This window comes from Salinibacillus aidingensis (genome assembly GCF_039522525.1).
GTDB lineage: Bacteria > Bacillota > Bacilli > Bacillales > Alkalibacillaceae > Salinibacillus > Salinibacillus aidingensis.
In genome coordinates, this window is sequence record NZ_BAAADO010000004.1 from 414,311 (window position 1) to 440,640 (window position 26,330).

Sequence of the window (26,330 nt, forward strand, 5' to 3'; positions counted from 1 at the left end):
GTAATATGATGAAGTTTAAAATGCATCCAAATAGAATCGAATTTGTTTGGGATTGAAAGGGGAACAGGCAATTGAGTAGTCAAAATTCGTATAATGATGACTCTATTCAGGTGTTGGAAGGCTTAGAAGCTGTACGAAAACGACCTGGAATGTACATTGGAAGTACCGATCATCGTGGATTGCATCACCTTGTTTTTGAAATTGTGGATAATGCGGTAGATGAAGCATTATCAGGATTCGGTAATGAAATTAATGTTAAAATACATAAAGATGGAAGCATTTCCGTCCGGGATCATGGACGTGGGATGCCCACAGGTATGCATAAGATGGGAAAGCCTACTCCTGAAGTTATATTAACGGTATTGCATGCCGGCGGTAAGTTTGGACAAGGTGGTTATAAGACGAGCGGAGGTTTGCATGGTGTAGGCGCATCTGTAGTAAATGCCCTGTCCGAATGGCTAGAAGTCACGATCTACCGCGACAAAATGGTATATAAGCAAAGGTTTGAAGATGGCGGAAAGCCGGTTACCGGTCTGGAGCAGCATGGCGGAACCAGAAAAACAGGAACGGAAATTCGCTTTAAACCAGATTCGAATATTTTCTCCACTACCGCATTTCAATTTGAAATATTGGCGGAAAGGCTAAGAGAAGCAGCCTTTTTATTAAAGGGTCTGAAAATCGAATTAACAGATGAAATTCAGGAATTATCTGAAACTTATCAATATCCGGAAGGGTTAAAATCCTTTGTTGATTATTTAAATGAAGAGAAGGATACATTACATCCTGTTGTTGCTTTCGAAGGTGAAAGCCATGGAATTGAGGTTGATTTTGCATTTCAATTTAATGACGGTTATGCGGAAAGTATGCTGTCATTTGTCAATAATGTCCGCACACAGGATGGAGGTACACACGAATCAGGAACCCGTTCAGCCTTAACCCGGAGTATCAATGATCATGCGCGAAAGAATGGCTTGCTAAAAGAGAAGGATAAAAATTTAGATGGAAGTGACATTCGGGAAGGATTTACGGCGATTATATCTGTACGTATTCCCGAGGAGATACTGCAATTTGAAGGTCAGACCAAGAGTAAACTCGGGACTTCAGAGGCTCGTTCTGCTGTTGATAATGTGATATCGGAAAAGCTTTCTTACTTCCTTGAAGAGAATCCCGAAACAGCTACACAGCTGATTAAAAAGGCAATAAAGGCAAGAGAGGCCCGGGAAGCAGCCAGGAAGGCCAGAGAGGATGCCCGCACTGGGAAAAAACGCAAAAAACGGGATGCACTACTAAGTGGAAAGCTTACCCCTGCTCAATCGAAAAATGCTAAAAAAAATGAATTATATTTAGTAGAGGGGGACTCTGCCGGAGGATCAGCCAAACAAGGCAGGGACAGACGCTTTCAGGCCGTTCTTCCTCTTAGGGGTAAGGTTATTAACACGGAGAAAGCGAAAATATCCGATATCTTCAAAAACGAAGAAATCTCCACCATTATTCATACGATAGGTGCGGATGTGGGCGCAGATTTTAATATTGAGGATATTCAATATGATAAGATTATTATTATGACGGATGCGGATACAGATGGAGCGCATATTCAGGTACTCCTGCTAACCTTTTTCTATCGCTATATGAGACCTTTAATTGAAGCTGGAAAAGTTTATATTGCATTGCCTCCTCTGTATAAGGTTTCAAAAGGAAAAGGGAAAAAGGAGAAAACCGAGTACGCTTGGGAAGAAGATGCTCTAAAGGATATCCTGAGTAAATTTAAGAATGGGTACACGATTCAACGCTATAAAGGTTTAGGTGAGATGAACGCAGACCAGCTCTGGGAAACAACGATGAATCCGGACACACGTACCCTCATTCGTGTTACTATTGAGGACTTAGCGCGGGCGGAACGGAGAATTACCACATTGATGGGCGATAAAGTAGAACCCCGGAGAAACTGGATTGAATCGAATGTAGCCTTCAGTCTTGATGATGATGAAAACATTCTGGAAAACGATAAACTTCATACGTAATAAAATAGGAAAAGGAGGACAAGTCATTGGCTGATCAAGCACAATTTTTAGACCTCCCCTTTGAAGAAGTCATTGGGGACAGGTTTGGACGATACAGTAAATATATTATTCAGGAACGGGCCTTGCCAGATGCCAGGGACGGATTAAAGCCCGTACAGCGTCGTATTTTATACGCTATGCATCAGGAGAAAAATACCCATGACAAGCCATTCCGAAAGTCCGCTAAAACCGTGGGAACGGTAATCGGAAACTACCATCCACATGGAGATTCATCTGTATATGAAGCACTGGTACGTATGAGTCAGACGTGGAAGGTGCGAAATGTTTTAGTTGAGATGCATGGAAACAACGGGAGTATCGATGGAGACCCACCAGCAGCCATGCGTTATACGGAGGCGCGTTTAGCCAGTATCACTTCACAATTGTTACGTGATATTGAAAAGGAAACGGTTGATTTTATCCCTAATTTTGATGATACCGACTATGAACCGGTTGTTTTACCAGCGAAATTTCCTAACTTATTAGTCAATGGTTCAACAGGGATTTCGGCAGGCTATGCTACAGATATTCCTCCTCATAACCTGAAAGAGGTCATTGATGCTGTTATCATGAGGATTGATAAGCCAGATGCTGATGTTGAGCAACTAATGAAGGTTTTAAAAGGACCGGACTTCCCTACAGGAGGTATTATTCAGGGAATTGAAGGAATTAAAAAAGCCTATAAAACCGGAAAAGGAAAAGTGGTTGTTCGGGGTAAAGCAGAAATCGAAGAGCTCCGCAGCGGCCGGGAGCAAATCGTCATTAATGAGCTTCCTTATGAGGTTAACAAAGCTAATCTGGTTAAGAAGTTTGATGAATTCCGGCTTGACCGGAAAGTGGAGGGAATAGCAGAGGTCCGTGATGAAACGGATCGGACCGGACTGCAAATTGTGATTGAATTAAAAAAAGATGCGGATAGTGAAGGTATTTTAAATTATTTTTATAAAAATACCGATTTACAAATTACATATAACTTTAATATGGTAGCCATCCATAATAAGACTCCACAATTAATGAGCCTGTCAGCGATATTAGATTCCTACATTCAGCACCAGCGGGATGTCATGATTCGTCAATCCCGTTTTGATTTAAGGAAGGCAAAGGATCGTGCCCATATTGTGGAAGGCTTGATTAAAGCTATTTCCATTTTAGATGATGTGATTGCAGCCATTCGCGCTTCGAAGGATAAACAGGATGCCAAAAATCGTCTGATAGAACTTTTTGATTTTACTGAGAAGCAGTCAGAAGCGATTGTCACATTACAGCTTTATCGATTAACCAATACAGATGTGACAGCGTTGCAGGAAGAGGCGGAGGAACTGAAGAAGCAAATTGAAGAATTAGAATCTATTCTTAATAGTGAAACTAAATTGCTGAAAGAAATTAAAAACGATCTAAAACAGCTTCAAAAGCAGTATAAAACCGATCGTTTAACGAAAATTGAAGAGCAGGTAGAAGAATTAAAGATTAATCTGGAAGTTATGGTAGCAAGTGAGGATGTACTTGTATCCGTTACGAAGGATGGTTACGTGAAGCGGACCAGTCTCAGATCCTATTCTGCATCGAATGAAAGTGATTTACCGGTAAAAGAAGGAGACCATCTCTTAACCTTACAGGAGTTAAATACAACGGATAAAATTCTTCTATTTACAAACAAAGGGAATTACTTATACATTCATGTCCACGAGCTTCCGGATATCAGGTGGAAGGATTTAGGTCAGCATGTGGCTAACTTAGTTACTATAGAACCGGATGAAAAAATCATTAACGTTCTTCCTGTCAGAGAGTTTTCAGATGATCAATACCTGCTGTTCTTTACGCGAAACGGAATGGTGAAAAAGACGGAGCTAAAACAGTATGATGCGCAGAGACGCTCGAAACCATTGGTAGCTATAAATCTAAAAAACGATGATGAAGTCGTCAGTGTTCATCAGACAGATGGCAATCAGGATTTATTTATTACATCCAATAAAGGCTTCGGCTTATGGTACCATGAATCAGAAGTGAAACCCGTGGGTCAGCGTGCTGCTGGTGTGAAGGCCATTCAGTTGAAAAAGGATGAATTTGTTATCAGTGGTGAAGTCTTTGATGAATTAACAGCTCCTTCTATCGTACTGATAACACAAAGGGGAGCATGTAAACGTATGGCCCTGTCTGACTTCGAACAATCCTCACGGGCTAAAAGAGGACTGGTTATGCTTAAAGAGCTGAAATCTAAGCCGCACCGTGCTGTTGGGTTACATTTAATCCAGGAAGAAGAGTTTGTTATATTTCAAACTGAAGATGACCAAATTCATGAGTTGTATCCCTTGGAATTGAAGAAACACGACCGGTACAGTAATGGTTCATTTGTTGTTGATACTGACTTAACAGGGAATGTCATAAGTACTTGGAAAAAACCTTCTTATATAAAACCATTTGAAGAATTAAAAGAAGAATAAATCTAAGATTAAAATAGGGTCTGTTTATATAAGCAGATCCTATTTTTTTCGAACTAGTACGTCAAAATATCCTTCCCGGAATAGGGTTCACTTTAACTCATTTATTGAATACCTGGTTCAAATCATGTATATTAGAACCAGGTATTAATAATAGATAACAACGTATCTTAGGAGGATTTTGAAGTGGATTTATTAAAATTAAAGGATAAAAACATCGTTGTAATGGGTGTTGCGAATGAGAGAAGTCTGGCTTGGGGTGTGGCTCAATCCCTTTATGGGGCAGGTGCAAACGTAATTTTTACATATCGACAGGAGCGCTCCAAAAAGAAATTGGAGAAACTATTGGAGAAGCATGAATACGATGCTGAGCTTGTTGTACAGTGTGATGTGAATGATGATGAAAGTATTAAAGGAACGTTCAAAGAAATAGGCGATAAGGTTGGAACAATACATGGAATTGTTCATTCGATTGCATTTGCTCATGGAGAGGATTTAAAGGGAGATTTTGTTGAAACCTCCCGTGATGGATTTGCCTATGCACATGATACCAGTGCATATTCCATTATTGCTGTTGCCAGAGAGGCAAAACCTTATATGACTGAAGGAGGCTCAATCATTGGAATGACCTTCCTGGGAGCACAAAGAGTGATTCCTGAATATAAGGTTATGGGTATTGCAAAATCAGCATTGGAATCTTCTGTGAAGTATTTGGCAGAGGATTTAGGGGAAGATCAAATTCGTGTAAATGCCCTGTCGGCTGGACCTGTTCGTACCCTGGCCGCAAAAGGAATTTCCTCCTTCAATGAAATTCTTAGTGAAGTTGAAGAAAGAGCACCATTACGAAAGAACGTGACTAAGGAAGAAGTAGGGGATATGGCATTGGTTATGCTAAGTCACTTATCCCGTGGTGTAACCGGAGAAATTATTTACGTTGACTCCGGATATAACATTCTTTAAAGAAAAGCGAAGGCGATTCGGGAGCCCGTAGCAGGACATAGAAAAGCGGAGGTGACTTTCGAGTGCTTCCCTTTTTCTTTTTGTTGAAAGGTTTCTGAATATTGTGATATAATCACTTTATATGAAAGGATGGGAGTTGATGTATGGCTGAATTAAAGGAGCGTATCGTTGAATCTTCTTTATACTTATTTGAACAGTATGGGTTTCATGGTGTTACGGTCAATGATATTGTCCAGCATTCTAGGACGTCAAAAGGAGGGTTTTACCACCATTTTCAATCTAAAGATGAGCTCTTATTTATGATTCATGATACATTTATCACATACGTTTTAGCAAAAGCAGACGAAGCTATTTCTACTTATGAAAAACCTGCTCTGCAGCTTCATGCAATCATCCAGTCATTTGTAAAAGTCTTTGATTTATATAAACCCCACATTTCAGTCTTCTACCAGGAAAGCAATTATCTTAAACCTCACTTTGATCAGCTTATCAAGAGAAAACGGGATCAATTTAAACAAATGATCTTCCAGGTTATCCAACAGGGACAAAGCTCAGGGGAATTTCGTGCATCTCTTCCTGCCGAAATAACCGGAATGTCGATTCTGGGAATGGTAAACTGGACGTATAAATGGTATCAGAAAGATGGAGAGAAAACGATTGAAGAAATTGCCCATACATTTTCGGATATTATTTTACAGGGCATTTTAACACCATCTGCAAAAGAAAATCCGCAACTTAAACCCTTATTACTTTAAAATTATGGGCAAAAATAAAAGCGCTTACATTTGTGGTATTTACAGACCAACTGGTCGGTCTTAAACGATAAGTTTTTAAGGGGGAGTTTGATGAACTTTGAATTGACAAAGGAACAGGAAATGACCAAAAGAATGGTGAGGAATTTCGCTGAAGATGTTATACGGCCAAGAACCATTGATATAGACAGGAAAGCGGAATTTCCTCGTGACATTTTTAGGGATATGGGTGAATTAGGATTATTAGGGATTCCCTTTCCTGAGAAATATGGGGGTACTGGCGGGGATACCGTGATGTATGCCCTCGCAGTGGAGGAAATTGGTCGTGTATGCGGAAGCACAGGCTTAAGTTATGCTGCAGCTGTTTCTTTGGGTGCTTCACCGATTTATTATTTTGGAACAGAGGAGCAGAAGGAAAAATATCTTATTCCCCTGGCTACAGGAAAGGCTCTGGGTTCATTTGGCCTAACAGAGCCTAACGCAGGTTCCGATGCAGGTGGAACACAAACGTCAGCAAGCATATCCGGCGATGAATACATTATCAATGGGGAAAAATGCTTCATAACGAATGCGAGTTTCGCTAAAACACTAATCGTAACCGCTGTAACAAACGAGAACGATCAGTCTGAGGATAAAAAAGTATCCGCACTGATTGTACCAACTGATGCTGATGGGCTAACCATCAGAAATCCCTATGAAAAAATGGGGGTCCGGGGATCAGATACCGCAGAGATTGTGATTGAAGACGTTCGAGTGCCCAGGGAAAACTTACTGGGAGATCCGACAAAAGGATTTAAGCAATTTTTATATACGTTGGATGGCGGACGAATATCCATCGGTGCTCTCGGTGTAGGAATTGCTCAGGCTGCTTATGAAAAGGCCTTAGCGTATGCAAAGGAACGAAAGCAGTTCGGAAAATCCATATCCAGATTTCAGGCAATTCAGTTTAAATTAGCTGATATGGCGATGGAGATAGAATTAGCAAGAAATATGGTTCATAAGGCAGCCTGGTTGAAAGATCAGAACAAACCTTTCACGAAAGAAGCTGCCTACGCAAAGCTTTACGCAACCGAAGCAGCTTTCAGAGCAGCAAATCAGGCGATTCAAATTCATGGGGGTTATGGATATATGCGTGAATATGAAGTTGAGCGATATCTACGTGATGCGAAGCTGCTTGAAATCGGTGAAGGGACATCAGAGATTCAGAGATTAGTCATTGCAAGACAAATAGGATGCTGAATCTAAATAATAATAAGGAGGAATCATAATGAAGGAAGTAAAATCTACAATGGCAGGTAACGTGTGGAAAATCGTGGTCGAAGCAGGACAGGAAATAACAAATGGGGAGGATGTTGTCATTCTGGAATCTATGAAAATGGAAATCCCCGTCTCAGCAGAATCAGATGGTGTTGTAAAGGAAGTAAAAGTAAAGGAGGGTGACTTCGTGAATGAAGGAGACCGCCTGGTTATTTTGGAGTAACTGCAATAGCACTTATTTTTTACACACGGGGGAGTCCAAACGGAAAATCCGGTAAAAAAAAATCCGGTAAAAATGGACCGGAGAAGAGTCTGCTAAAGGGGAGGTAACGGTGAATACTGTTTTATTTGATGTCGTTGAAGATTATATCGGACTGATTACGCTTAATCGTCCAAAGGCTGCAAATGCCTTTTCGACTGAATTACTGCAGGATTTAAATGACTGTATGGATTTAATTGAGGCCAGGGACGATTTACGTGTTTTAATTATTAAAGGAAGCGGTGAGAAGGCATTTTGTGCAGGTGCAGACTTAAAAGAGCGGGCCAGCATGTCAAAGAATGAAGTGGTTCAGACTGTAAAAACGATTAAAGAAACCGTAAATCGAGTGGAGGCTTTGCCGATGCCTGTTATTGCAGCCATTAATGGGGCTGCATTTGGTGGAGGACTGGAGCTTGCGCTTGCATGCGATATACGCATGGCCAGTACAGAAGCGTCTTTAGGGCTGACGGAAACCTCTCTCGGCATCATTCCTGGTGCCGGGGGAACCCAAAGACTGCCCCGATTAATCGGGCCAGGCCGGGCGAAGTACCTTATTTATTCTGCCCGTCGAGTCTCCAGTCAGGAGGCTTATCAACTGGGAATGATAGAGGTGCTTGTAGAGCGGGGAAAGCTTGTGGAACAAGTATTATCCGAGGCATCTATCATTGCCGGCAATGGCCCGATCGGGGTGAGACAGGCTAAAGAAGCGATTCAGTCAGGCCTCAATACCAATATTGAGACAGGCTTAGATATTGAAGAGGCATGCTATAAACGAACCATTCCAACCAACGATCGTTTGGAAGGAATACAGGCTTTTAAGGAGAAACGTAAACCGAATTTTTCAGGAAACTAAAGGGGTGGAAACATGGGAATGGACGAACAACTTTCTGAAGCTGTTGAACGGATTAGACAAGGAGGCGGCGAGAAATATCATAGAAAAAATCAGGAAAAGAATAAATTATTTGTTCGTGATCGATTAAAGGAATTATTTGATGACAATTTAAATATAGAGGATGCTTTTTTTGCCAACTGTATGGATGGGAATTTTCCGGCTGATGGGGTCGTAACCGGAATGGGTCAAATCAATGGTCAAACCGTATGTGTAATGGCAAATGATTCAACGGTAAAAGCCGGGTCCTGGGGAGCTCGTACAGTCGAAAAAATCATTCGTATCCAAGAGACCGCAGAAAAGCTGAATGTTCCCATGCTGTACCTGGTAGACTCTGCGGGAGCTCGTATTACCGATCAGGTCGAAATGTTTCCAGGAAGACGTGGCGCCGGACGAATCTTTTATAATCAGGTGAAATTATCAGGACGTGTTCCGCAAATTTGTCTGTTATTTGGACCTTCAGCTGCTGGTGGTGCATATATTCCTGCCTTTTGCGATATTGTAGTTATGGTGGACGGCAATGCATCTATGTACCTTGGTTCGCCTCGTATGGCAGAAAAAGTTATTGGAGAAAAGGTTTCGTTAGAAGAAATGGGCGGGGCGCAGATGCATTGTTCCGTATCAGGAGTTGGTGATGTGCTGGCAAAAACGGAAGAAGAGGCAATATCCTTTGCCAGAAAATATTTATCATACTTTCCTGCTAACTACAAAGAAAGACCACCAAAAGTACAACACGAGTCTCCAAAGGCTTTTGAAAAGACGATTTCGGACATCCTGCCAGAGAACCAGAATGCACCATTTGATATGTATGAGCTTATTCACAGACTTATCGACGAAGAAAGTTTTTGTGAAATTAAGCGGAATTTTGCCAGGGAAATCATTACAGGTCTAGCCCGAATAGATGGCCGGTCAGTCGGTATTATTGCCAATCAGCCACGCATGAAAGGTGGCGTATTATTTCATGATTCAGCCGATAAAGCTGCGAAGTTCATTACGCTTTGTGATGCCTTTCATATTCCGCTGCTCTTTCTTGCTGATATTCCGGGATTTATGATTGGTACAAAAGTTGAGCAGGCAGGTATTATTCGTCATGGGGCAAAGATGATTGCAGCCATGAGTGAGGCCACTGTTCCAAAAGTATCTGTCATAGTTCGCAAAGCGTACGGTGCAGGCCTGTATGCCATGGCAGGTCCCGCCTTTGAACCGGATTGCTGTTTAGCTTTACCTACAGCTCAAATTGCTGTCATGGGGCCTGAGGCAGCGGTGAATGCCGTTTATGCAAATAAGATTGCTGAATTACCGGAAGAAGAGCGACGATCATTTATCCAGGAAAAGCAAAAGGAGTATAAGGAGAATATCGATATTTACCGACTCGCTTCAGAAATGGTCATTGACGATATTGTACAGCCTGATCAGCTGCGTCAAGAGTTAATGACCAGGTTTTCCTCATACGAAACAAAAGATATAACGTTTAGTGAGCGAAAACACGGAGTATATCCAGTATAACAATAGATAATTAACGTTGAGGGTGCTGATCAGACAAACAGCACCCTTTTTCTGTATGGTAAAATAAAAATAACTTGATGGAGGAGGGAGATCTATGAATAACGATCAAAAAGCTAAAGTTATAGAGCAGTTTTCAAAGAATGCTGACTCCTACGTAACGAGTCATTCTCATGCAAAGGGGAATGATTTACAACACATAAAAAAATGGTTACATCCTGAATCAAACTGGAAGGTTCTTGATATTGCCACAGGTGGAGGGCATGTAGCCAAAACTCTTGGACCTGTGGTTAGCCAGGTATTTGCCAGTGACCTCACGAAAACAATGCTTCAGAATACAGCATCCCACCTCAGAAACTATGAGAATATCTTTTTTATTCTTGCAGATGCAGAAAATCTTCCATTTTTAGATGAAACCTTCGATGCTGTTACTTGCAGAATCGCAGCCCACCATTTTCCAAAGCCGGAGTTTTTCATAAAGGAAACGTCCAGAGTTCTTAAGCCAGAGGGAAAGTTTCTCCTGATTGATAATGTTGTTCCAGAAGAAGAGGCGTTAGCTGATTTTATGAATCGCTTCGAAAAATTGCGTGATGGAAGTCATGCTAACTGTCTTTCGCCTTCTGAATGGAACCAGTTAAGCTCAAAATATCAATTAAAGGAGCTAAAAAGAGATGTACATAAAAAAACCTATCCATTTAAAACCTGGGTGCAGCGAACTACAGAAAGTGAAAACGACTGGAAGCAGGTGGAGGACTATATTTTAAGCGGATCTCATGAGGCACTTTCCTATTTTTCTGTCAGGACAGAAGATAATCGTATTGTTTCGCTTGAAGTAGATGAGATGATGAGTGTATATGAAAAGCGATGAATTCAAACTATGTTGGGTATTAAATAGAGAGAGGAGATTAATAGAAGACATACGAAACTCACGTATCACAAGTAAATGGAGAGGGAGGGTGATGAAAGAATGGTTAGGTTCTGCAGCGATTTGTTTCAATGAAAATACTGAAGTTCTTATGGTTAGAAGTAATGACTCTGAGGGCTGGAGTGTCCCTCTGGCGAAATTGAAAAAGGAGAGACACCTGAAGAATGCTGCATTAGAGAAGTGAAAGAAGAAACAGGATATGACGTTAGAATTATTAAAAATTTGTTTGTTAAGGAGACTGTAATAAAGGGGATAAACGTAAAGACCTATTATTTTAAAGTAGAGAAAATAGGAGAAAGTGAGGGGATAAATGACCCTGATAAAACCATTATAGAAGCCGCCTGGAAGTCTTTATCAGAAATAGATAATATGATTCATATATATCCAGAAGATTTAAAGACAATTCAAAAAAGCAGTGATGAATATAGGGAGAAAATATGATAAATATTATGAAGGCGAATGAAAGCCATGTCAAAGGAATTTCAAACGTATGTATTAGAGGGTATTGGGCGACATATGGGGAAAGTCACTCAAAAGAGTGGATTGAAAGAGTGATAAAAGATTTTTATAATCACAAAAGAATATTAAGAGAAGTAACAGAATTTAATCGTGATTGGGGCGGATATTTTGTAGCCGTTGAGAACGGAAAAATAATTGGTGCAGCAGGTGGAGGAATGATAGATTCAGAAATTGGAGAGTTATTCGTTATATACATTGACCCTGCAAGAAGAAATGAAGGGATTGGCACTAAATTATTGGATGCCGTCACGAAACAACAGAAAGAAAAATAGGGTGCCAAAGAACAATGGGTCTCTGTTCAAAAAGGAAAATATGAAAGGAATTCCATTTTATGAAGGCAAAGGTTTCAAATTTCAATATGAAAATCCAACGTATTAAATTAAGATATTGCAGAGAGATATGAATTTTTTCAAAAAAAGGCCGGAGTTTTGTAAATAAGTGAGCATCATGTATTACTCTATATAAATAATTTACGCAAAAGAGGATGGGACATAACGAATTCGATTGGTAATAAACCGAATAATAGGATTCTTTAGCGAAGTATTTTCTGGAGTAGTGGTTCCTCACCTATTATATTTCGGATTTACCTTTAGCGAAAACACTTTTGTCCCAGCCTCTTTTGACTTGCGAATTATAATTGTAATGAGCATCCAAAGCGTTTTCTACTTCAATTTCATATCTGATACATCTCTAATTTCTTCAAGACATTTCGGATTTTCCAGAGCGGATAGATCCCCACTTTCCTTTTGTAAAAATGCGGACTTTATCGCACGTCGCATAACCTTAGCATTTCTGGTTTTTGGTAAATCCTGAACAAAAAAGAGTCTGCTTGGGGCTATTGCTTTACCCAACTTGGCGATAGCTAATGTTGTAAGCTCTTCTTTAAGTAATGTTTTATTTACATTATCGTTATTGCACACGACGAAAGCGACCGGAGTTTCTCCTTTAACGTCATGGGGAACACCGATGACTCCGGCTTCCAGAACGTCCTCATGTTCCACAAGTACGGACTCAATTTCAGCAGGTCCCAGACGCTTTCCTGCCACATTCAATGTATCATCAGAACGCCCGGTAATGGTGAAATAACCTTCATCATCTTTTATGACCCAATCTCCATGTACCCATGTATCCTTGAAGCGGCTCCAGTACGTATTTTCATAGCGGTCATTCTCTTTATAAAATCCATTTGTCATTCCCACCCATGGCTGTTTGATCACTAATTCGCCAACTTCATTGGATACAGACTGACCATTTTGATCAAATACATCCACATCCATACCAGGTAATGCAGCATTAAAGGAAATAGGAGCAATCGGCTTCACTAGGACATTACCAAAAATCCCACCTGAGATTTCCGTTCCACCTGAATAGTTAAAAATAGGAATCTTCCTGCGACACACCTTTTCATAAAGCCACATCCATGGCTCCCGATTCCATGGTTCACCTGTAGAACCAATCATCTTTAAAGTTGATAAATCTTTTGGTTCAATCCATTCCTCGCCTTGCCCCATTAATGAACGTATGAGGGTGGGGGAGATGCCTAAATGGGTCACACGATGCCGCTCGACCAGCTGCCAAATACGATCTGGATTTGGATAATCAGGAGTTCCTTCAAAAAGAATCATACGGGCACCATTCATCAATGCGCCATAAACAAGAAAGGGTCCCATCATCCAGCCCATATCTGTATACCAGAACAAGGTATCCTCGGGTTGAACATCCATACATATTCCAGCATCAAAGGCGGCTTTTACAGGAAATCCGTGGTGGGTATGAAGGGCACCTTTTGGCTTTCCTGTCGTTCCTGAGGTGTATATAATCATGTAGGGGTCGTTTCCGGCAGTCCTGCTCCTTCTGTAATCGCTTACATTTTGTCGAATTTCCTTCCATGCTACATCCTGATTGGTATTCCAGTTTATATCCCGTTGTGTACGTTCAACGACAATAACTTTTTCGATGGAGGACGATTGCTTAACAGCCTTATCCGCTTCTTCCTTCATACGAATTTCAGATCCTCTGCGATAAAAACCATCCACAGTAATCAGCCATTTTGCTTCTGCAGCATTCATCCTTTTCGCTACAGCTTCTGCCTTATATCCTGAAAAAGCAGGGGAAAATATGGCACCAATCTTGGATATAGCCAGCATTGCAATAACTGTTTCCGGAAGCATTGGCATGTAAAGTGTGACCACATCTTTACGTTGAACGCCCAACTGTTCAAGTCCGTTAGCAACCTTGTTAATTTCTTTTTCCAATTCGGCAAATGTGTACGTTTTTGTCTGACCATCGTCACCTTCCCATATCAGTGCCTGTTTTTTTGATGTCGTTGCATTTTCAGCCCATTTGTCTACACAATTGTATGTAACATTCATTTCACCATTTACAAACCATTCCGGATACATCTTTCCATTTGTTAAATCGAGAGTTTTTGTATACGGTTGATCCCATTTCACATTTAATGCCTTGGTGGCCTGATCCCAAAACCAGGCAATATCCTCGACAGACTGTTGGTGAAACGTGTCATAATCCTCGTAACCAAGTGAGTTCATCCATTGAAACAGGCGAGTGGATCTTTTAAATGTTTCACTTGGGAACCACATAGCTTTTGACATTCTAAACCTCCTTTGACAGTAATGAAAATTCTGAAAAGTATCTCACATTTATTATAATATAAAAGGGAGGGAAGTGAAAAGCAAATAGAGAAAAGATTAATATATAGGAGTTTTATAAAAAATCATTATTCAGAGGTGACCTATCTATATGACGATAACCATCCGTAAGTGTACCAGGAAGGATTTAAACAAACTTCAGGAAATAAGTTATGAAACATTTAATGAGACATTTAAGCACCAGAATTCACCTGAAAATATGAAAACCTATCTGAAGAATGCATTTAATTCTAAACAGTTGGAGACTGAATTGTCCAATGAATCCTCACAGTTCTTTTTTATTTATTTACATCATGAAATTGCCGGCTATCTGAAGGTTAATATCGATGATGCCCAGTCTGAAATAATGGGGGATGAAGCTCTCGAAATTGAAAGAATTTATATCAGGAGCAAATTTCAAAATCATGGACTGGGCAAAGATCTTTTAAATAAAGCTGAAGAAATGGCTGTGAAATGTGACAAAAGGAAGATCTGGCTGGGTGTCTGGGAGAAAAACGAACATGCGATTGCTTTTTATAAGAAACAGGGGTTTGTAAAAACAGGAGATCATGCATTTTATATGGGAGATGAAAAACAAATCGATTTTATAATGACGAAAAACCTTTAATTGAGAGAAATTATTTCATTAAAACACAATCAGAAGTAACTATGACTCTGATTATGTTTTAATGAAAGAGTTGTATGCTTAATTTTGCATATGCTGGTGCAACTGATGTTTACGACCCTTTATATAATAATAGGTATATAGAATTATAGACAAAAATACGGAAATTGCTGCGGTTAAATAAATCACTGAATAATTAAAAATAAAAGCAATTTGTCCGAAAATAATCGCTCCAGTACCTACACCTAAGTCAAATGAAGAAAAAAACGTAGCATTTGCCATTCCTTTACGATTTTCAGCTGCCTTTTCAACCGCCCATGCCTGCAGTGTCGGCTGTACAGCACCAAAGCCCAGACCATATAAGGACGCAGCAATAAGCATCACAAATGTTCCGGGTAACCAGGAAAGTAACAGCATGGCTATGCAAATCAGAAAGGCTCCTGGAGGGAATACATACAAGTGGCCCTTATTGTCGTAAATTTTACCTGAAAAGGTTCTTGAGATCATTAAAAAGATAGCAAAGGTTAAAAAATAAAGTTCAATACCATACACACCTTTTTGTTCAGCATACAAAGGGAGAAAGGAAGCAATCCCTCCGAATGTTACCGTAATAAAAAACAACAGGGAGGCAGGCTGTAAAGCTGTCTTTTCAAAAACATCCAGTTTCATCGCTGTTGTTTGATTCGGTGACTGTTCGGCTTTTTTATATTGGATTTTTGATGAAAGTAACAACGAAATGAGACCGAGGGCTGCACAGATTAAAAATAAATATGTAAACGACATAACCCCGGCTAACGTTAAACCCAAGGATGGTCCAAAGGCCAAGGCGAGATTCCCTGAGAGTCCGAAATAACCCATACCTTCACCACGGCGTTTAGGCGGGATAATATCTGTTGCAATGGTCCCCGTGGCTGTTGTAGAAAATCCCCAGCCCATACCTTGAAGAATTCTCATGAGGAATAGAAAAACGATACTGGCAGCGAAGGCGTATGAACCGACAGAAATGACAAATACGCCAAGGCCAGTCATATATACGATTTGACGGCCTTTCGACTCGAGCGCATGACCTGCGAATGGCCGGAGAAGCAGGGCAGAAAAGGTGAAAACCCCCACAATAACACCAATCAGCTTATCATTTCCACCTAATTCTTCCACAAATAATGGAATGGTGGGAAGAGTCATTTGAAAACCTAAAAATATAAAAAAGTTAGCCAGACAAATGAGAATAAAATCCCGAGTCCAGATTTTATCCGGGTGATCTTTGGATTCGACGCTTTGATTTACAGACATAAGTTAAACGCACCTTTCTTCGATACTCGAAATATATTATACATGAGGGAAGTGCAGATTGAAATGATGTTTTGTAAATCAGGACAAGCTGCAGCATGAAATCTGGCCATATCGATGACGATGAGATCACTAGACTTTGAAATTACGTATGATGATAATGATTAGGCTTCCGTTTAAAATTCATTTTGTCTCACTATCCTGAGAATACTTCGTTAATGAGACTTGATTATTCAATTTTGGATAACTTCCGATAATATATGTTATGTAAACTTATAGAATATAGAAAATCTATATCGATTAATCTCCAAGTTCTTGGTTCTCTCCCTATTGTCATTGTTCGGTACATATTTAATAAAGTCATTTTACTTTTAGCAGTTTTCCTCTCTTAATTTTATGTGTATTAATTAGTTGTGTTCAGTATTTAAATACTTTAGTTCAAACACTTTTAACTAACATTCAGCTGCTTTAAAATCAAAAATTTATAACATATTGTCCGACCAGATCTTTACCATCCAAGATGTTAATTTTTTATTATAAAATTCTTGATCCTTTCACGTACTCGAACCTTTAATAAAACACAATAGACAACCCTTATATTTGGGTTGTCTAAACAGAATTACGTTATAGGTGCTGGATTGAACAAGCTTAGATCATTGTTTATTCCCCAATGGTCAGCCCATGTTTGTTTACGTCCGCTAGCAACATCTAATATAAAATGGAAAACTTCCCATCCTACTTCCTCAATTGTAGCTTCACCAGTTGCAATTTGACCTGCGTTAACATCAATCAAATCATCCCATTGCTCTTTTAACTCATTTCGCGTAGAAACTTTAATTACTGGAGCTATTGGTAAACTATATGGGGTACCTCGACCTGTAGTGAAAACTTGAAGATGCATGCCAGAGGCGAGTTGCAACGTACCACAAACAAAGTCACTAGCAGGTGTAGCAGCAAATATTAGACCTTTTTTTGTTGCCTTTTCTCCTGGAGACAAAACTCCTGAAATAGGACTACTTCCAGACTTGGCAATTGAACCCAGTGATTTCTCAACTACGTTTACTAAACCACCTTTTTTATTTCCAGGAGAGGGATTTGCATTTCGATCGGATTTTCCGGAATTTAAATAATTGTCGTACCATTTCATTTCTTCAATGAGCGCATGACCGATATCCTCATTAACAGCTCGAGGTGTTAATAAGTGAACAGCATCTCTTACCTCTGTAACTTCTGAAAATAGTACAGTTGCACCGGCACGGACTAATAAATCTGCAGCATATCCTACAGCAGGATTGGCAGTAACACCGGAGAAAGCATCACTTCCCCCACATTGTAATCCTACAACTAAATCTGAAACAGAACAGGTCTCTCGCTCTCGATTGTTTAACTTCTCCAGTCTTTCCTCGGCCATATCCATAATTGCATCAACCATATTAATAAAGCCTTGTTGGCCTTGTAATGAAAGGATACTATCATCTTTATTATCACCTTCTATTAGCCTCTCAGGTGACAATTTTTCACAACCCAGACCGACCACCATTACCTCCCCACCAAAATTGGGATGAGTGGACATACTTTGAAGGGTACGAATGGGTATATTTGCTTCAGGTGCATTTATGGCCACACCACACCCATAAGAATGATTTATTGCAACTACATCGTGTACATTAGGGAATTTTGGAAGAAGTTCTTTTTTAATTTTATTTACTGCATAATCAAGAACTCCCACTACACATTGAACACTTGTAGTAATACCCAGGATATTTTTAATTCCAGCAGTTCCATCTGCATTTCGATATCCCTCAAAGGTATATCCTTCTAAAGGTTGTATGCTTGATTGATCTCTTGTTGCAATAGGCAATTTCTCTATTTCAGGAGGGTTCGGCACATCTACTAAAGGTTCCTTGACCCATCTTCCTTTCTTTATGTGGGTATTTGCAAAACCAATGACTTCTCCATAACGAATAATCTCTTGACCTTGTTGCAAATCAATCAATGCTACTTTATGCCCCCCTGGAATGTACTCGTGCAGTTCCAGACCACATTGAAATACAGTTCCTGGCTTCAATCCACCTGAATTAACAATCGTTGCAACATTATCCTCTTTATTTACTTTAATATAAAGCGGAATATCACTCTTCGTGTTATTTATTGGCATAAGGAATGTTTCCCCTCCCAATTTAGTATGATTATTGATGATAAAAGTCCATCATCTTACCAGACATGGTCTTTTATTATCAAATTTCCATCCAGGAATTAAATATTGCATAGCAATAGAATCATCACGGGCACCCAGATTCATTTTTTTATAAAGATTATGGGCTTTATCAATTTGATCCAAATCAATCTTAATACCTAATCCTGGCTGATCTGGAACTTTTACATTTCCATTTTTTATTTCAAAGGGTTCTTTGGTTAAACGTTGACCATCCTGCCATATCCAGTGTGTATCGATAGCAGTAATATTTCCAGGGGCAGCCGCTGCAACATGAGTAAACATAGCTAAAGAAATATCAAAGTGATTGTTAGAATGAGATCCCCAGGTTCTTCCCCAATCGTGACACATTTGTGCAACACGCACTGACCCTTGCATCGTCCAAAAATGGGGATCTGCTAGTGGTATATCAACTGCATTTAATTGCATCGCATGACCCATTTCGCGCCAATCTGTTGCCATCATATTAGTAGCAGTAGGTAAACCTGTTTCACGTCTAAACTCTGCCATGATCTCACGGGAAGAAAAGCCATGTTCAGCGCCACATGGATCTTCGGCATATGCCAACACGTCATGTTTGTTTTTACACAGTCTTATGGCATCCTTTAAATACCAGCAACCATTTGGGTCCAACGTGATTCGCGCTTCAGGGAAACGTTCAGCCAACGCAGTTACAGCTTCCATCTCTTCTTCACCGCGAAGGACCCCGCCCTTTAATTTGAAATCACGAAATCCATACCGTTCTTTTGCAGCTTCTGCCAGTCTTACAATGGATTCCGGGGTTAAGGCTTCCTTCCGTCGTAATCGAAACCATTCATCGTTTGCGTTATCTTCACTTATATAAGGCAAATCAGTTTTAGAACTGTCACCAATGTAAAACAGGTATCCTAGCATTTTTACTTCAGCTCTCTGTTGACCTTCACCTAGCAAAGCTGCTACTGGAACTTCCAAATGTTTTCCTAATAAATCTAAAAAAGCAGCTTCTAATGCAGTGACAGCATGAATCATAATTCGCAAATCAAAAGTCTGTAAACCACGACCGGAAGCATCCCTGTCTGCGAATGTACTTCTAACTTTATTTAAAATATTGTTATAGTTGCCTATTGAATGACCAATTACCATCGATTTTGAATCGGCTATTGTTTTACGTATTTCTTCTCCCCCAGGAACTTCTCCAACCCCCATATTTCCACTGCTATCCTTAAGAATTACGATATTTCTAGTGAAGAAAGGACTATGTGCTCCACTTAAATTTAATAACATACTATCTTGACCAGCCACCGGAATCACTGACATATCTACAATGGTTGGAGTGCTTTTTTTCGTAATTATAGTCATCGTCATATATAATCAACCCCTAATTTTTGTATTAAAATTACTTCAGATTTTCCCGTACTGATATTCAATTGTTTATAAACATGAACTAGCTATTTAGAGGGTTTTCTGATGCTTCTGAATTTCTTTCCTCTCGTTTCTCCTTTTTTGTTTTTCGACTATCATATATGGCATAGATAACCGAAGCCAAAATTAGAACCCATAGTACAATGGCAATAGGACCTTTTGTAAAGAAGATCATTAAATCCCCATTACTTCCTTTCAAGCTATCGATAAAATATTTTTCAGATTGTCTTCCTAAAATAAATCCAATTAAAAATGGGGCAATTTGTACTCCGATTTTCATAAATAAATAGCCTAGAAAACCAAATAATAGTAACGTCCATACATCAAACATCACGCCAGAATTAATGGCATAAGAACCAACAACACACATCACAATGATAATTGGATAAATGGTATGTTTAGGGATATAGACAATCTTTGCCATATATTTAATCGAAAAAAACATGAGAATGAACATGACAATGTTTGCAATAATAAGTGAGAATACAATACCATTCCAAAGGTCAGGGTTGGTTGTAATAAATAAAGGACCTACTTGTATACCTTGCAATAGAAAGGCTCCAATTAGTACGGCTGTTGTACTATCACCCGGTATTCCCAAGGATAGTAGTGGTATTAACGCTCCACCTATTAATCCATTATTGGCTGATTCACTGGCAATAAGTCCTTCTGGTTCTCCAGTGCCCAGCTTCTCAGGTTTTTTTGAAAAGTTTTTTGTCTGTGAATATGATGTGATCGACGCGGCACTTCCTCCCACACCTGGCAGCATACCTATAAAAGTACCTATTACAGAGGAACGAATCGTATTTACTAATTGGCCATTAAATATTTTAAATGTGAATTTATTCTTTTTATTTTTGCTTAAATCAAAATTTTGATGGGCTGCTGGTTTCATTCCCTCCTCAGCCTCATGGATAATTTGACCAATTGCAAATAAACCGATAAGGACAGGGAGAAGGGCAAACCCATAATATAATTGCTCTTCTAATCCTAATGGAATCATTCGTAATTTATTGTTGTCAGGAAACATACCTATTAGACTTATAAAGACCCCCAGTACGCCACTAAAAATTCCTACAAGCAAGCTTCCTTTAGAGATTGATGCTATGACCGTCAGAGCAAAAAGGATAATTAAAAATTTCTCAACTGAAGAAAATTCTATTGCGATCGATGAAAGTAATGGAGCAAAGAAATATAGAATCGTTAAACTAAAGAAACCACCGATAATGGAAGCTGAAATTGCTACCTTTAATGCTTTCTCCCCTTGGCCTTTTTGAGTCATAGGAAAACCATCAAAAGTAGTACATAACGAAGAAGGAGTTCCCGGAATATTTAGTAGAATTGCAGGAACTAAGCCTCCACTAATTCCGCCAACATATAGCCCTATTAATAATGCAATAGCATCAACCATGTCGAGTGCATAGGTAAGGGGAAGGAAGAGGGCAATCGACATCGTTGCCGTCATCCCAGGTATTGCGCCAAATACGATACCAAGCATTACACCTGTAAATACTAAGACTACAGACAATGGAGTGAGTATCCCGATTATTTCCATAAATTGCTACCCTCCTTATGGTAAAGTTATATTGAACATTTGACCGAATAAAAACCAAATGAAAACTGATGTTATTATTGAATTGGCAAGAGATAGGAGAATTGATTTCCGTTTTAGATCACCAATAAATAAAAGCATAATAAGAAACATAAAAAGAATACTAGATAGTAGAAAGCCAATTGGCTCCATTATGATTCCATAACCCAGGAGTAAAATAATGGTTCCGTAAAATTTAGGTTTATCATAATTGTCTATGAAAAAATTAAAATTAAACTTCTTTGATTTCCCTTCCTTTATTCTTGTAACGATCCTTCTTACTATTATCAGAATCAATAAAGTAATGAGAATTGATAATACGATTTTAGGAAAAATGGTATGCGATTCACTAAATGTAATCTCAAGACTAAGAAGATCACTCATCAGCTCACCTTCTTCTATTCAAACTTTTATAAATTTAGAGGCTGTCTGTATTGTTATACAAACAACCTCTTATTAAATTTTCATTCACTTATTTACTCTGTAAGCTCATCCACGGACGGGGCATTTTTAATAATGTTTTGAAGGGTAGACCTCTTCTCTAGTAAATAATCATCGGCCTTATCAGCTGGGATATAATTAGGAATATAGGCATTTTTGCTTAAATCATTAATATAATCAGAGTTTTCTACAACTTCTGCAACTGCTTTATCTAAGGCTTTAGCAAAGTCTGGGTTTATATCTTTTGGTAATAGGAAGAAAAATTCCTTGTCAAAAACAAATTTCTCTCCGTCAAAAGTGATTCCCTGTTCCGAAAATGTAGGAATGTCATATCCTTCAACTCGTTCACCAGCTGTAATTCCTAAGAACTTCATCTTAACATCGGAATCTACGCCATCTTTTGTATATTCGCTATTACCACCAATAGATCCGTTAATGATATCGGCATTACCATCCCATAATGCCTGATTCTTATCCTGCTGTGATCCTGTTGGATAAACTTTAATTCGATTCGCAACTTCTTCCCCATATTTTTCCTCAACCCATAAATAATAGCCATCAAAAGAGATTTCAGAAGTGCCACCAGCTTCTATAGCAACAGTAATAGTTTCATTGGGATTGCTTTGTAACCATTCAGCCGAATCAGCCATTGTATCGTATGGTGCATCTGAACGAGCTAAAAATGCGTTACCTGGGTTTGTTGAAACAACCGGACCAATTTTCCAGTTTTCTAATTTATTTTTCTTATTGATACTTCCATATTCAATACCTAAATATGACATGTCATGGAAAAACATGATCGTACTTCCATCAGTGTCAGCATTGGATAGCTCACTAAAAGCCTTAACAGCACCAACAGCATCTACCTTCATATTTGTACCTAATGAATCCTCCAGATATCTGCTAACAGCATCTGCATTTTGATAGGTATCCCCTCCTGTTGAAGTGGAGCCAATCACCACACGAATTCTATCAGGGACCTCTGCACCGCTGCCACCACCTTTATCATCTCCAGTCGATTTACTATTACAAGCAACTAGCAATGCAGAAAGAACCAAAACCATTAAAACCGACAAAACCCTCCTCATAGATAAACACCCCTTTATAATTTTTTATAACTTATTTACAACCTAATTTTCACTTTAAAGATCTGCGCAGTAATTTAAGCGCTTTCACTAAAGATTTACTTTAACCATTTAAAATTAAATGGATTCCCTAGTTCCTAAGTTTAGCTATTAAAGAAAAGGATAGGGAGGGGAAAGTCCCATCCCCCCTCAATAAAAATAAAATTATTTAACAAAAACTGTTTTAATAGAAGTAAAGAATTCAATTGCTGCTTGACCTTGTTCACGCGAATGTGAGCTAGATTGCTTCATGCCACCAAATGGAGCCTGAAGCTCAACTCCGGCACTCTCTGCATTAATTCTAACTAGACCCGCATCCATCTCTTCAATAAATGAAAGCATTTGCTGAATATTTGTTGTAAAGATTGAGGCACTTAAACCATATTCAACATCATTTGCCACATGCACGCCTTCCTCCATGCTATCAACTTTTATTAATGCAATAACTGGGCCAAAAATCTCTTCTTGGGCTATTGTCATGTCTGAGTTTACATGATCAAATATAGTGGGTTCTACATAGTATCCATTATCATAGTCTTCACCTGTGAGCCTCTCACCACCTAACAGCAGTGTTGCACCCTCTTCTTTTCCCTTTTGAATATAGGAAAGTACTGTATTTAGTTGTTTTTCATTTGCACTTGGTCCCATCCAAATACCATCATTTAAGCCATTCCCAATGGTAATGTCTTTTGTTTTGGCAAGTAGGCGTTTCTTAAATTCATCGTAAACATCACTTTGAACGATTACCCGGCTTGTCGCTGTGCATTTTTGGCCGGTTGAGCGAAATGCGCCACTTATTGTAGCGTCTACGGCTAAGTCAAGATCTGCGTCCGCTGATACAATGACAGGATTTTTCCCGCCCATTTCAAGTTGGTATTTTGCACCTCTTGCAAGAGCTGATTGACCAATTTGTTTACCAACGGTATTTGATCCCGTAAATGTGATCCCATTAATATCAGGGTGTTCTGCTAACCCCTGGCCAATAACTGATCCTTGGCCGGTAACTAGGTTCACAACTCCGGATGGAAATCCTGCTTCTGCAAAACATTCAAATATTTTTGCACAAGTAACCGCTGTTTCTGTAGCTGGTTTCATAACAATTGAGTTCCCATATATTAAAGCAGGTGCAGCCTTCCACATCGGAATCGCTACTGGGAAATTCCAAGGTGTAATAATGCCCACTACCCCTAACGGAACACGAGTCGTAAACATAAGTGCATCTTTGTCTGTCGAAGGGATGACATCTCCAACCTTTCTCATTCCTTCACCTGCATAGTAACGAAGGATGGCAACTCCTCGCGCTGTTTCACCTTTTGCTTCAGAAAGGGTTTTTCCCATTTCTCTTGTCATGATCTCTGCTACTTCATCCAAGCGCTGTTCAAGAATATCAGCAGCCTTAAAAAGAATTTTTCCTCTGGCATCACCAGATAATTTTTTCCAATCCTTTTGTGCTTTGTTTGCAGCAGCAACAGCACTCTCAAGATCATCTTTAGTTGATACTTGTACATAGCCAACCACATCTTCAATATTGGCAGGGTTCGTGTTTTTAATCACCTCATCTGATGATGAAGACGTCCACTCCCCATCGATGTAGTTTAAATAAGTTTTAATTTCACTTTGAACTACCACATCAACACCTCCATTTAGTAATTTTATAAATATAGCTTAATTGGTAGCTATTTTTGCTGGATATTTGTCAAATGCTGTCTTTAAAATTTTCTCAAGTTGTTCGTAATGCTCTTTTTCAACAGGAGTGACTGGTGGCCTTACAGTATTTTCAACTGGCAAACCTACAATCTCCATACCTGCCTTAATTAAAGAAATGGCATAACCGCTTCTTTGTTTTCTAATTTGTGATATTGGTAGAATGACATCTTGATAGATATCTTGGACGGTATGCATATCGTTGTTAAGTAAAGATTCATAAAATAGCCTTGAGATATGCGGTATATAGTTTGAAATGGCTGATGAATATGAATCAAATCCTAACTGCACATAAGCAGGCATTGTAACTTCTGCCATTGGCATTCCATTCAGCCAGCGTAAGCGTCTTCCTATTGTTTGAGTTAACTCAACATTTAATTCCATATTCCCAATTCCATCTTTTAAACCTACCACTTGTGGGAATTCGACCAGTTTTTCTAAGGTTTCTAGTTGAAGGACTGCATTTGCACGTTGGTAGACGATTGCATTAAGTTCTGTACTTCCAACAATGGTTTTATAATACTCATAAAGTCCATCCTGCTCACTATTTATTAGATATGGTGGCAGAACTAAATATCCATCTACACCATGTTTTTCCGAAACTTTTGCCTGATCCAGAGCCGTAGACAAATTCCCACCAACGCCTGTATAGACTGGGACTCTCCCGTTTACTTCGGAAGTCGCAAGTTCAACCATCGATTCATATTCTTTGGTACTAATTGCATTAAATTCACCTGAACCACACGCTATAAAGATAGCTTCCAAACCTTCATCCAATAAAAACTCAATATTTTTAGATAAGCTTTTTTCACAGATATTTCCCCTTTCATTATAGGGTGTAATAGGAAACCCTAAAATTCCTTTAGGTGTTTGTCTTTCATTTGTCATACCCACTTCGCCCCTTTCATGGCCTATTTATTATGAATACTCTTAAACATTCTCTGCCTAACATTATCAAGGTGTCTATACATGCAGATATATGTTTCAATAGGATCTCTTTTTGCCAGTGCATTGTATATATCCTTGTGCTGTTGAACAGTAAGCTCTTTATTCCTATGGTTTAGAGAGACACTTCCCAATGTTTCATCAAACATATTTAATAGCGGGTCAATAATGCCTTCTGTTATAGAGTTACTTGCGCTATGTGCGATAATCCTATGGAACTCTTTATCTGCATTGTTGTAATTTTCTTCTTTTTCTTCCATTACCTTAATCGTCTCTGCTAATTTTTCTAAACTTTCATCTGATATCTTTTCTGCGGCAAGTGTAACTAATCCTAATTCCTGGGACAGCCTTGTTTCCATAATGGATTCAATATCCCCGGCAGATAGCGCCAGCATAATCCTAAATGGATTGCTGCCAATTCGATCTGAGAAAAACGTTCCTTCTTTTGTCTTTCTGTGTACAACTCCTACTGTTTCCAGAGAACTCATTGCTTCTCTAAGAACAGGTCTACTTACATATAACATTTCCATTAATTCCATTTCGGAAGGAAGCTTATCTCCTGGCTTTAACTGACCAGTCATAAGTAACTCAATAATTTGATCAATTACTTGTTCAGATAAAGTTTTACGCTTAACGGATTTCATCTTAAGCAAGCCTGATTGTTCTTCCATCATCTCTCACCTTTCAACTTAAAAACATATTTACCGGTAGAATATGTTTATTTATTTGTATAAATTGTAAGACAAATAAAATATTCTGTCAATTTAAAATTTTAAGAGGATTTGAT

Annotated in this window: 23 protein-coding genes; 13 read left to right on the top strand and 10 right to left on the bottom strand. The window is 39.1% G+C overall.

Annotated elements, in window-relative coordinates; all coding sequences use genetic code 11:
- Positions 1-71: 71 nt before the first annotated feature.
- From parE to ABD006_RS12210, 12 genes are all read left to right on the top strand, one after another.
- Positions 72-2,021, top strand: coding sequence for a DNA topoisomerase IV subunit B (gene parE / locus ABD006_RS12155; protein ID WP_343841403.1), 1,950 nt, complete (start codon positions 72-74; stop codon positions 2,019-2,021).
- Between the two features lie 26 nt (positions 2,022-2,047).
- Positions 2,048-4,501 carry a DNA topoisomerase IV subunit A gene (parC, locus tag ABD006_RS12160; RefSeq protein ID WP_343841406.1) on the top strand — a complete coding sequence of 818 codons (2,454 nt, stop codon included), beginning with the start codon at positions 2,048-2,050 and terminating at the stop codon, positions 4,499-4,501.
- Positions 4,502-4,684: 183 nt separating this feature from the next.
- Positions 4,685-5,458 carry an enoyl-ACP reductase FabI gene (fabI, locus tag ABD006_RS12165; RefSeq protein WP_343841408.1) on the top strand — a complete coding sequence of 258 codons (774 nt, stop codon included), beginning with the start codon at positions 4,685-4,687 and terminating at the stop codon, positions 5,456-5,458.
- A gap of 143 nt (positions 5,459-5,601) precedes the next feature.
- Positions 5,602-6,213 (top strand): TetR/AcrR family transcriptional regulator, encoded by a 612-nt coding sequence (locus ABD006_RS12170; protein WP_343841411.1) that lies wholly within the window; start codon positions 5,602-5,604, stop codon positions 6,211-6,213.
- A gap of 90 nt (positions 6,214-6,303) precedes the next feature.
- Positions 6,304-7,449, top strand: coding sequence for an acyl-CoA dehydrogenase family protein (locus ABD006_RS12175; protein WP_343841414.1), 1,146 nt, complete (start codon positions 6,304-6,306; stop codon positions 7,447-7,449).
- A 28-nt stretch (positions 7,450-7,477) separates the two neighbouring features.
- Complete coding sequence (locus tag ABD006_RS12180) at positions 7,478-7,690, top strand: acetyl-CoA carboxylase biotin carboxyl carrier protein subunit (protein WP_343841416.1); 213 nt, start codon at positions 7,478-7,480, stop codon at positions 7,688-7,690.
- 109 nt (positions 7,691-7,799) lie between these two features.
- Complete coding sequence (locus ABD006_RS12185; RefSeq protein ID WP_343841418.1) at positions 7,800-8,579, top strand: enoyl-CoA hydratase; 780 nt, start codon at positions 7,800-7,802, stop codon at positions 8,577-8,579.
- Positions 8,580-8,591: 12 nt separating this feature from the next.
- Complete coding sequence (locus ABD006_RS12190; RefSeq protein WP_343841420.1) at positions 8,592-10,121, top strand: acyl-CoA carboxylase subunit beta; 1,530 nt, start codon at positions 8,592-8,594, stop codon at positions 10,119-10,121.
- Positions 10,122-10,215: 94 nt separating this feature from the next.
- Complete coding sequence (locus ABD006_RS12195) at positions 10,216-10,986, top strand: class I SAM-dependent methyltransferase (protein WP_343841422.1); 771 nt, start codon at positions 10,216-10,218, stop codon at positions 10,984-10,986.
- Positions 10,987-11,077: 91 nt separating this feature from the next.
- Positions 11,078-11,227, top strand: coding sequence for a hypothetical protein (locus ABD006_RS12200; protein WP_343841424.1), 150 nt, complete (start codon positions 11,078-11,080; stop codon positions 11,225-11,227).
- Positions 11,224-11,484 (top strand): NUDIX hydrolase, encoded by a 261-nt coding sequence (locus ABD006_RS12205; protein ID WP_343841426.1) that lies wholly within the window; start codon positions 11,224-11,226, stop codon positions 11,482-11,484. Before ABD006_RS12200 ends, ABD006_RS12205 begins: the two co-directional genes overlap by 4 nt.
- An 8-nt stretch (positions 11,485-11,492) precedes the next feature.
- Positions 11,493-11,834, top strand: coding sequence for a GNAT family N-acetyltransferase (locus ABD006_RS12210; protein WP_343841428.1), 342 nt, complete (start codon positions 11,493-11,495; stop codon positions 11,832-11,834).
- Positions 11,835-12,224: 390 nt separating this feature from the next.
- On the opposite strand, the gene ABD006_RS12215 is transcribed toward ABD006_RS12210, so the two are convergent.
- Entirely contained in the window at positions 12,225-14,174 is a 1,950-nt protein-coding gene (locus tag ABD006_RS12215) for an AMP-binding protein (protein ID WP_343841430.1), read from the bottom strand.
- Between the two features lie 148 nt (positions 14,175-14,322).
- On the opposite strand from ABD006_RS12215, the gene paiA reads away from it, so the two are divergent.
- Positions 14,323-14,838 carry a spermidine/spermine N(1)-acetyltransferase gene (paiA, locus tag ABD006_RS12220; protein ID WP_343841432.1) on the top strand — a complete coding sequence of 172 codons (516 nt, stop codon included), beginning with the start codon at positions 14,323-14,325 and terminating at the stop codon, positions 14,836-14,838.
- A gap of 78 nt (positions 14,839-14,916) precedes the next feature.
- Here paiA and ABD006_RS12225 read toward each other — a convergent pair whose 3' ends face one another.
- The 9 genes from ABD006_RS12225 to ABD006_RS12260 form a co-directional block, all read right to left on the bottom strand.
- Positions 14,917-16,125 (bottom strand): MFS transporter, encoded by a 1,209-nt coding sequence (locus ABD006_RS12225; protein ID WP_343841435.1) that lies wholly within the window; start codon positions 16,123-16,125, stop codon positions 14,917-14,919.
- A gap of 616 nt (positions 16,126-16,741) precedes the next feature.
- Positions 16,742-18,280 (bottom strand): galactarate dehydratase, encoded by a 1,539-nt coding sequence (gene garD, locus ABD006_RS12230; RefSeq protein ID WP_343841437.1) that lies wholly within the window; start codon positions 18,278-18,280, stop codon positions 16,742-16,744.
- A 51-nt stretch (positions 18,281-18,331) separates the two neighbouring features.
- Positions 18,332-19,681 (bottom strand): glucarate dehydratase, encoded by a 1,350-nt coding sequence (gene gudD / locus ABD006_RS12235; RefSeq protein WP_343841440.1) that lies wholly within the window; start codon positions 19,679-19,681, stop codon positions 18,332-18,334.
- Positions 19,682-19,760: 79 nt separating this feature from the next.
- Positions 19,761-21,293, bottom strand: coding sequence for a tripartite tricarboxylate transporter permease (locus ABD006_RS12240; protein ID WP_343841442.1), 1,533 nt, complete (start codon positions 21,291-21,293; stop codon positions 19,761-19,763).
- A gap of 15 nt (positions 21,294-21,308) precedes the next feature.
- Positions 21,309-21,713, bottom strand: a complete 405-nt coding sequence (locus ABD006_RS18015; protein ID WP_425542219.1) for a tripartite tricarboxylate transporter TctB family protein — start codon at positions 21,711-21,713, stop codon at positions 21,309-21,311.
- Positions 21,714-21,805: 92 nt separating this feature from the next.
- Entirely contained in the window at positions 21,806-22,846 is a 1,041-nt protein-coding gene (locus tag ABD006_RS12245) for a type 2 periplasmic-binding domain-containing protein (protein WP_343841445.1), read from the bottom strand.
- A gap of 213 nt (positions 22,847-23,059) precedes the next feature.
- Positions 23,060-24,523, bottom strand: coding sequence for an alpha-ketoglutaric semialdehyde dehydrogenase GucD (gene gucD / locus ABD006_RS12250; RefSeq protein ID WP_343841448.1), 1,464 nt, complete (start codon positions 24,521-24,523; stop codon positions 23,060-23,062).
- Between the two features lie 36 nt (positions 24,524-24,559).
- On the bottom strand, positions 24,560-25,486 hold the full coding sequence (gene kdgD, locus ABD006_RS12255; RefSeq protein WP_343841450.1) for a 5-dehydro-4-deoxyglucarate dehydratase: 927 nt from the start codon (positions 25,484-25,486) through the stop codon (positions 24,560-24,562).
- Positions 25,487-25,509: 23 nt separating this feature from the next.
- Positions 25,510-26,214, bottom strand: coding sequence for a FadR/GntR family transcriptional regulator (locus tag ABD006_RS12260; RefSeq protein WP_343841453.1), 705 nt, complete (start codon positions 26,212-26,214; stop codon positions 25,510-25,512).
- Between the last annotated feature and the right edge of the window lie 116 nt (positions 26,215-26,330).